At 46.8% G+C, this 7,442-nt stretch carries 7 protein-coding genes; 1 reads left to right on the top strand and 6 read right to left on the bottom strand.

Annotated elements, in window-relative coordinates:
• Positions 1 to 307: 307 nt before the first annotated feature.
• Positions 308 to 2,239 (bottom strand): putative Ig domain-containing protein, encoded by a 1,932-nt coding sequence (locus JWG45_RS11395; RefSeq protein ID WP_205279785.1) that lies wholly within the window; start codon positions 2,237 to 2,239, stop codon positions 308 to 310.
• Between the two features lie 479 nt (positions 2,240 to 2,718).
• Between JWG45_RS11395 and JWG45_RS11390 the strand changes: the two genes are divergently transcribed.
• On the top strand, positions 2,719 to 2,922 hold the full coding sequence (locus JWG45_RS11390) for a hypothetical protein (protein ID WP_205279786.1): 204 nt from the start codon (positions 2,719 to 2,721) through the stop codon (positions 2,920 to 2,922).
• A 264-nt stretch (positions 2,923 to 3,186) separates the two neighbouring features.
• Here JWG45_RS11390 and lsa16 read toward each other — a convergent pair whose 3' ends face one another.
• Genes lsa16 through nrfD form a run of 5 tightly spaced genes read right to left on the bottom strand, consistent with a single transcriptional unit; the run spans position 3,187 to position 7,423 of the window.
• The gene (lsa16, locus tag JWG45_RS11385) at positions 3,187 to 3,666 is read right to left on the bottom strand and encodes an E-cadherin-binding lipoprotein adhesin Lsa16 (protein WP_205279787.1); all 480 of its coding nucleotides are present in this window, start codon (positions 3,664 to 3,666) and stop codon (positions 3,187 to 3,189) included.
• A 13-nt stretch (positions 3,667 to 3,679) separates the two neighbouring features.
• Positions 3,680 to 4,903 carry a cation-translocating P-type ATPase gene (locus tag JWG45_RS11380; RefSeq protein WP_205279788.1) on the bottom strand — a complete coding sequence of 408 codons (1,224 nt, stop codon included), beginning with the start codon at positions 4,901 to 4,903 and terminating at the stop codon, positions 3,680 to 3,682.
• Between the two features lie 5 nt (positions 4,904 to 4,908).
• Positions 4,909 to 5,490, bottom strand: a complete 582-nt coding sequence (locus JWG45_RS11375) for a c-type cytochrome (RefSeq protein WP_205279789.1) — start codon at positions 5,488 to 5,490, stop codon at positions 4,909 to 4,911.
• Between the two features lie 14 nt (positions 5,491 to 5,504).
• Positions 5,505 to 6,056 carry a DUF3341 domain-containing protein gene (locus JWG45_RS11370; RefSeq protein ID WP_205279790.1) on the bottom strand — a complete coding sequence of 184 codons (552 nt, stop codon included), beginning with the start codon at positions 6,054 to 6,056 and terminating at the stop codon, positions 5,505 to 5,507.
• Positions 6,056 to 7,423, bottom strand: a complete 1,368-nt coding sequence (gene nrfD / locus JWG45_RS11365) for an NrfD/PsrC family molybdoenzyme membrane anchor subunit (protein WP_205279827.1) — start codon at positions 7,421 to 7,423, stop codon at positions 6,056 to 6,058. Before nrfD ends, JWG45_RS11370 begins: the two co-directional genes overlap by 1 nt.
• Positions 7,424 to 7,442: the final 19 nt, after the last annotated feature.

The raw sequence follows: 7,442 nt of genomic DNA, 5'->3' as shown, positions 1-7,442 counted from the left end.
AATTACGATTTAAAACAGAGATGTCTCATAATTCCAACACCATCGCGAGCGATCGTGGCGATATACTGCAATGCACCGCCGTATTTTAGAAATCCATACATTACAAAATTGGATTGTGGTGCTTTGCAGATTTAGCCGAGAGCGCGGTCCGGCCTATATTGAAAAATGTTTTTTTAAACGTTGTCACGCCGGACGCGACCAAAATTCCAAGAATTCAAATTCTCTTATTTTGGATTCAATACCTTCGTAGGATTATCGATCCCTTTTTGGTAAGATTTTCACGGAGCCGATCAGAAGTGCGCTTTCATCACTTGTAAAATATATGAGCGGCCCCCGAATTCGAGACGCTATCGTCGTCGGTCGCAGGCGTCGGAGGAGGGCCGTTGGATTTGTTTAAAATCAGTCCGAGTCCGTCATCGTCATTCTGCGCAGCTACCGCCATCAAGTCTCCGTCGATACAAACCAACATCCCGAAAGCGTCCGAGGACTCGGCATTGGGCGCTTTCAAATAAGATTGGAAGGTCCATCCGGAAGATGTTTTTCGAAACACATACGCCGCACCGGAATTCGACACGCTATCGTCGTCGACTCCGGGACCCGGAAGAGTCGCGGGAGAATGTAATACTCCGGTCTGAAAACTATCTTCTCCAGTGGCTCCGACGAGGATCGTATCTCCCGATATCGAAACGCTTCTTCCGAAATTATCACTGGCCTCGATGTTCGGAGATTTCAGATACGCTTCAAACGCCCAAATGTTTCCGTTTCTTCGAAACACATAGACCGCGCCGGAGGAAGTCGCGGAATCGTCGTCTCCAAGTGTTGTAAGATTCGGACCGAGAGAATTTGAAATCGTAGTTTGAGCGCTGTCTTCGTTGTAAGCCCCGATAACCGCGACACTTCCATCTTCAGAAAGATCCAAGCTGACGCCGAACTGATCGCTGTTGTCCGCGTTCGGAGCTTTGAGGTAGGATTCAAAAGCCCAGTTCGGACCGGTTTTTCGAAAGACATAGACTGCGCCGGAACCGCTCAGAGAATCGTCGTCACCGGCGGGCGTCAAGGACGGCCCAGGAGAATTCTGGATGGCCGTATTTCCGCTGTCCTCATTCGACGCACCCACGAGCAAAGTATCTCCTCTGACTTGAATCTTGACTCCGAATAAATCTCCCGTTTCTACATTCGGAGCTTTGAGATAGGCATCCCAAGCCCAAGTCGTTCCCGTCCGTTCAAAGATATAAACCGCACCCGATGTTGGCGCAGAATCGTTATCGGTCGCTCCTGTAAAACCGGGTGCAGGCGCTTGTGTAATCACTCCAAGACCTCCTCGCTCCTGAACGGCTCCAACCGCGATCCGATCGCCGGAAATCGAAACGCTTACACCGAACTGATCTCCGGGATCCGCATTTGGCGCTTTGAGATACGCTTCCAAAGCCCAAGTGCTTCCCGTTCTCCGATAGACGTACGCGGCTCCCGCGCTAATCAAAGAATCGTCGTCCCCCGCCGGAGTCAGACCAGCAAAGGGAGAATGAACAATGGTGGAGTTCCCACCGTCTTCCGCGCGAGCTCCGACCACAATCGTATCGCCCGAAACGGCAACGCTGCAACCGTATTGATCATTCGCCTCGGTGTTCGGAGCTTTGAGATAGGCTTCCAAGATCCAAGTCGTTCCCGTGCGACGGAAAACATAAGCGGCTCCTGCAGCGGACGCAGAATCGTCGTCCGCGACAGAAGTCAAACCTGCAAAGGGACTCGAAACGATCCCGGTCTGAGCGCCGTCTTCCCCGCACATTCCCACCACCAACGTATCTCCCGAAAGATCGAGATCAAACCCTCCGCTTGTATCGCCGATATCCGGGTTCGGAGATTTTAAAAAACTTTCCCATTCCGCATTGAGTGCATCGATTGAAATCTGGATCGAAACCGAAGAAGAACCGAATGAGTTCAAAGCCGTTATCGTATAAGAAGAAACAACTTGTTTGGACGTAGGCATTCCCGTAATTTCGCCGGTCGTCGAATCCAGTGTAAGACCGGAGGGCAAAGCCGGGGAAATCGAGATGGAAGTGGAAGCTCCGGTGATCGTCGGACGAATCGTAGAAATCGCTATGTTTTTTACGAATTGAAACGAACTCGCCGGATACGTCAGAGTGGGAGCGTTCTCGTTCGATCGGAAAAGATCCTCGTTCGTTAAGGATGTAGGATAACCGAGCAATACCATAAAAGGTCCGGAAGAATGATCCTGCAAACACCCGAAAAGAAAAAAGTGACAAAGGAGGGAACACCAAAAGACTCGATCACGAAAAAAATAATTTTTTCTCACCGCACTCCCCCTTTTACCGTAAGACTTTCCTTACAGCTTTTCCTGAGAGAGGATGGTACGTGAAAATCGGCCCTTCAACAACCCTGATTATAATTGAGGAAGTCTACGATTATAAGCAATCCGCTAGTTCTATGAACGAAAACAAAGAGTATAATTTTTTTTGAATATTCAAAAAATATTCTATTTCTTCTTTAAAATTCCACCTTTTGATTTTCGTGTGATTCATCGTTGCAGATGAAAAATTACTCAAGGGATACCTTTTGGACAAATTCTTCCTTCTACACAGTATTGCCTGAACCGCAAGTGAACTGGATCTTAGAAAGCCTTCCGCCGTAACAATGACGATCCCGTAAAACGAAAGCCAGGCACTGTGTAGCAGAACCTTCCTACAAGTTTGTCGAATCTTGAAAAGAATCTGTCGGAACTCCGACAATTCTTCCGTGAAAGTCGCGGGCCCCACCCTGATCTTGGGTGGTGGGGTGGGTGGCGGAAAAACTCCGGAAACTTTCCTCTACCACAAAATCAAACTTTTCGCAAGAAAAAATTCTCATGTAAGAACTCCTACAAAACCGATGTCCCGATACGATTCTCATCGTATTTCCTCTTAACTTGTGGGTAAGGTTATGCAAATTTCGGGTGGGTGGCGGGAAAACTCCGGAGGACTTTCCCCCATCATAAAATTCTAATTTTGCAAGAAAAAAACCCCGTGTAGGAACTCCTTTAAGAATTTCACATCGGCAACTTGCCGGTTCTCATTAGTTTTTCCAATTTTTCGAATGATCTTGACGCGGGCGAGGCGCATCTGAGCAAAAAAAATCCACGCCCTCCTCTTCGGGTGGCGTGGAACTTTCCAATGTAGTAACGGTTGCTAATTACTTCTTCAGTTCGGGGGCAAGTTCCGCCAACGGAACCTTATCCTTGGGAAGAGAAGCATAATCCGGGAATTCGTATCCGTTTGGATAGTGCTCGTGATCTTCAGGATTGTAAAAAGGAACGTAATCTTTACGAGATCCCCAAGCAAAGACCGATTTTTCAGGATCCTGACCCACTACCAAACAACGCGGATTGATCCAACCCTCGGTTTTTTCGGTCTTGACTCGAACAAAAGGTTTCGGATTTGGACCGTGATTTCTATACTCATACACTCTCACCACGGCTCCAGGCGCAACCCTTTCTTTGACAGCCGAGGTCGCGTCCGCTTCCGCAAAGATAGGGACCGAAGGATTCAGAGAAGGACTCACCAGGGAAGGATCACAATTCTTATGATTCGTAACCTGAGCCAACTTGGAACAAGCTCCCAGAAGAAGAGCCGTTCCGGTTAGGAGAACAACAAGTGTTAAATTTCTTTTCATTCTTCTTCCTCTTTTATTGATGATGGTGAAGAGCTTGATCCAATCTTGGATCCCCAACCGGGATCAATGGAGCAGACTCATAACGTTTTAGAACTACAAAAGCGAATAATCCGATAAAACCGATCACCGCTCCGAATGTAAGAATCAATCCGGAAAAACTGAAGTGTTCGAAGTTAGCGGGAAAAACCAACCAGTAAATTTCAATCACTTGTGTAAAAACGATCCAAAGAGCGATCTTTACAAGAGAATTGATATCTCTTTTGTTTGGACGATTCAGCAAAAGAAGAAACGGAAGAACAAACTTAATAAAAGGAAGCGCGTAAGTGATTACTTCCCATCCGCCCGTGAGTCTTTGCTCGTAGAAAAAAGTTTCTTCCGGGATGTTTGCATACCAGATCAACATAAACTGAGAAAATCCTACATACGCCCAGAAAGTACAGAAACCGAGCATAAACTTTCCGATATCGTGAATGTGATTTTCGTTTACGAGGTTTCCGAGATAACCTTTCTTTTTCAGAAAGTAGATCATGATCACGAGACTGGAAAGTCCGGTTTGATACGCGCCCGCAAAACAATACACGCCGAACATGGTCGAGAACCAGTGTGGAGTTAAGGACATGATCAAATCAAAAGACGCCAAGGAAAAAGAAAGAGCGAAGAATACAAGAAACCCACCGGCCAATCTTGCGTTGAACTGAGTGTGAGCTACATCCTTATCCTGATCTTGTTTCGTCGATCTCTTATAAAAAAGCCATCCGAATACGGACCAAACCGTTCCGAAAAGAATCATTCGAACGATAAAGAAAGGAACATTCAAAAGAGGTTTCTTGTGTTGTAGAAGATGATCGTGAGCCACCACGTCCGCATGACTCCATTCGTAAAGATCGTGAATTCCGAAGGTGGTTACGAGCAAAAGAACCGCGACGACCGGTAAGAATAGACCGTATCCTTCCGCGAGTCTCCTAACCGTGACGGACCAATGAGAACCGGTGATATGACTGATCGCGGTGAAAAAAACTCCCGCGAGTGAAATCCCTGTGATAAAAAAGGTTCCGATCAAAAAGGCGGACCAAGCCGGATTGGAATGTCCACCCTCGTGTCTTGGAGGAGTGTGTGATAGGGTAAAATACCCGATGAGTAAACTCAAAACTCCGATCCCGATCATCCCGAAAAGGGCGCTACGAGTTTTGGAGTCGAGTTTAAAGTTAATCAGATTTTGTTCGACTTTGACTTCCATGATTCTTAATTCCTGGCCACGTCTTTTTTAGTTCTGTTCTCGTATTCCTGGAGTTTTCTCACGTAGAGAACGATTTTCCAACGGTCTTCCGGAGAAACTTGTGAGGAATAACTCTTCATTCTTCCCCAACCCGCTGTGATTACGTGATAGATTTGTCCGTCGGAATACCCTTGGATCTTAGGAGAGATCACTGCAGGAACCGGAAACCCGATTCTTGGCGCCGGTCCTACGATGCTTCCGTTCCCTGCTCCTCTTACGCCGTGGCAAGGAGAACAGTAAGTTTGATATTTCGCCTCTCCCTTTTGGAGATTCGCTAAATCATTCTTATAAGGATTTCCAAGTCCTTTGTTCGGTAATTGTGTTACGTCCATTCCGAGAAATTCGTATGGAAAATAATTCACAGGAATTGCTCCCTTGGGAGGAATTCTGGAAGCGGCCCCGTCTTTTGAGATCGGATCCGCTTCTTGGGCTTCTCTCGCCGGAGAATCCGCCATATCCGGAAAGTATTCCAGAGGAGGCGTTTTGGACTCGCAGTTCCAGAATAGAACGGCGGCCAAAAGGAAAATCAGTGATTTGGTAAATTTCATTCTTGTCGCTGCTCCTATTTCACAACCTCGACGTTCTTTCCGCCAAGACCTTTGATAAAGCTAACCACTTCGTCTTCCTTGTATCCTTTAGAAGAAGAAGGGATCCAGAGTGCAAACTTGTCCGTAGTGATATCGGGATGCAAAATTCTCCGATTGATTTTCGGAAGTTTGGTTAAGAAAAACATCGCCGCCGCAGTTCCTACGCCGGCCATAAAAATCGTGAATTCGAACGTGATTGGGACGTAGGCAAACCAAGCGTTTAAATTCTTTCCGGAGATGTTCAAAGGCCAATCAAACTTGTGAGTGAGATATTGCATTCCAAAACCGACGGTGCATCCGAAAAGGCCCATGAAAAAAGTCACCCAAGGAAGACCAGAACGTGGAACTCCCATCGCGTCATCCAATCCGTGAACCGGATACGGAGTGAAACAATCGAAGTTCGTGTAATTCTTCTCTTTTGTTTTGGCCGCCGCAGAAATGATTTCCGCCGGAGAATCAAAGAGCCCGAATACTCCAGCGCTCGTTTCTTCAAATGTATGAAATTGTTCTTTATGAGGTTTATACATCAGTGGTGTCCTCCGTCTTTGCTTGGCATAACGGTTTTGACTTCCGCGATCGCGATTACAGGCATGATTCTACAGAACAGAAGGAACAACGTGAAGAAGATTCCGAACGTTCCGATGAGCATCATAAAGTCGTAAACGGTTGGGATATACATATCCCAGCTGGAAGGAAGGAAGTCTGCGTGAGTCGTCATAACGATTACGTATCTTTCGAACCACATCCCGATGTTTACTACGATAGAAATGATAAACATAACTGGAATGCTCGTTCTGAGTTTTTTCCACCAGAATACCTGTGGAGAAAATACGTTACAGCTAAACATAATAAAGTAAGCCCAACCGTAAGGACCAAAAGCTCTGTTTACAAAGGCAAAACCTTCGTATTCGTTACCCGAATACCAAGCCATGAAGAACTCGGTGGAGTAAGCGAGACCTACGATCAAACCTGTGACCATGATGACCTTGTTCATGTTTTCCAAGTGTTTCATGGTGATATAATCTTTCAGATTGAACACTTCTCTCGCGATTACCATCAGAGTCACAACCATTGCGAATCCGGAGAAAATCGCCCCTGCCACGAAGTATGGAGGGAAGATCGTAGTGTGCCATCCTGGAAGAATGGATACGGCGAAGTCGAAGGATACGATCGTGTGAACCGAAAGAACCAGAGGAGTGGAAAGAGCCGCGAGGATCATCGCAACCATCTCGAGGTGAGACCACGCTTTGTTCGAGCCTACCCAACCTAAAGAAAGAATGTCGTAGATCTTACGTTTCATCTCACCTTTGGAACGGTCTCTTACAGCCGCGATATCCGGAATCAAACCGATATACCAGAACACGAGAGAGATCGTTAAGTAAGTAGAAACCGCGAACGTATCCCAGATCAGAGGAGAACGGAAGTTGACCCAAAGAGGTCCTCTTTCGTTCGGATAAGGGAACAACCAAAATCCCACCCAGGGTCTTCCGATGTGGATGATCAAGTTGGAAGCGGCGGTTAACACGGCGAAGATGGTCATCGCTTCTGCGGCGCGGTTGATCCCTGTTCTCCATTCTTGGCGGAACAGATAAAGGACGGCTGAAATCAGGGTTCCGGCGTGACCGATCCCGATCCAGAATACGAAGTTTACGATGAAAAATCCCCAAGCCACAGGATTGTTGATCCCGAGGATATAGAGACCTTCCCACATTAGATATCCGATGATACCTAAGTCGATGACTGTAATGGTAAGAACCAGAAGGAAAGCCTTCCACCACAAAGAAGTGGGGAACGCTTCGACCGGTCTAAGGATATCTTCGGTAACGTCTCGAACCGACTTACCGCCGGTTACGAGAGGCTGGATATCCAGGGCTTCTTTGACTGCGTTGGACATTGACATAGCTTTTTACGTT

This window comes from Leptospira ainlahdjerensis (genome assembly GCF_016919175.1).
In the GTDB taxonomy this organism is placed as follows: Bacteria; Spirochaetota; Leptospiria; order Leptospirales; family Leptospiraceae; genus Leptospira; species Leptospira ainlahdjerensis.
Note: the sequence above shows the minus strand (reverse complement) of the source record. Positions and strands in the feature narration are given on the sequence as shown.

Excerpts from the sequence above, each read along its gene's own strand:
- lsa16 (WP_205279787.1), bottom strand. The coding sequence starts at position 3,666 with ATGAAAAGAAATTTAACACTTGTTGTTCTCCTAACCGGAACGGCTCTT.
- JWG45_RS11380 (WP_205279788.1), bottom strand. The coding sequence starts at position 4,903 with ATGGAAGTCAAAGTCGAACAAAATCTGATTAACTTTAAACTCGACTCC.
- JWG45_RS11375 (WP_205279789.1), bottom strand. The coding sequence starts at position 5,490 with ATGAAATTTACCAAATCACTGATTTTCCTTTTGGCCGCCGTTCTATTC.
- JWG45_RS11370 (WP_205279790.1), bottom strand. The coding sequence starts at position 6,056 with ATGTATAAACCTCATAAAGAACAATTTCATACATTTGAAGAAACGAGC.
- nrfD (WP_205279827.1), bottom strand. The coding sequence starts at position 7,423 with ATGTCCAACGCAGTCAAAGAAGCCCTGGATATCCAGCCTCTCGTAACC.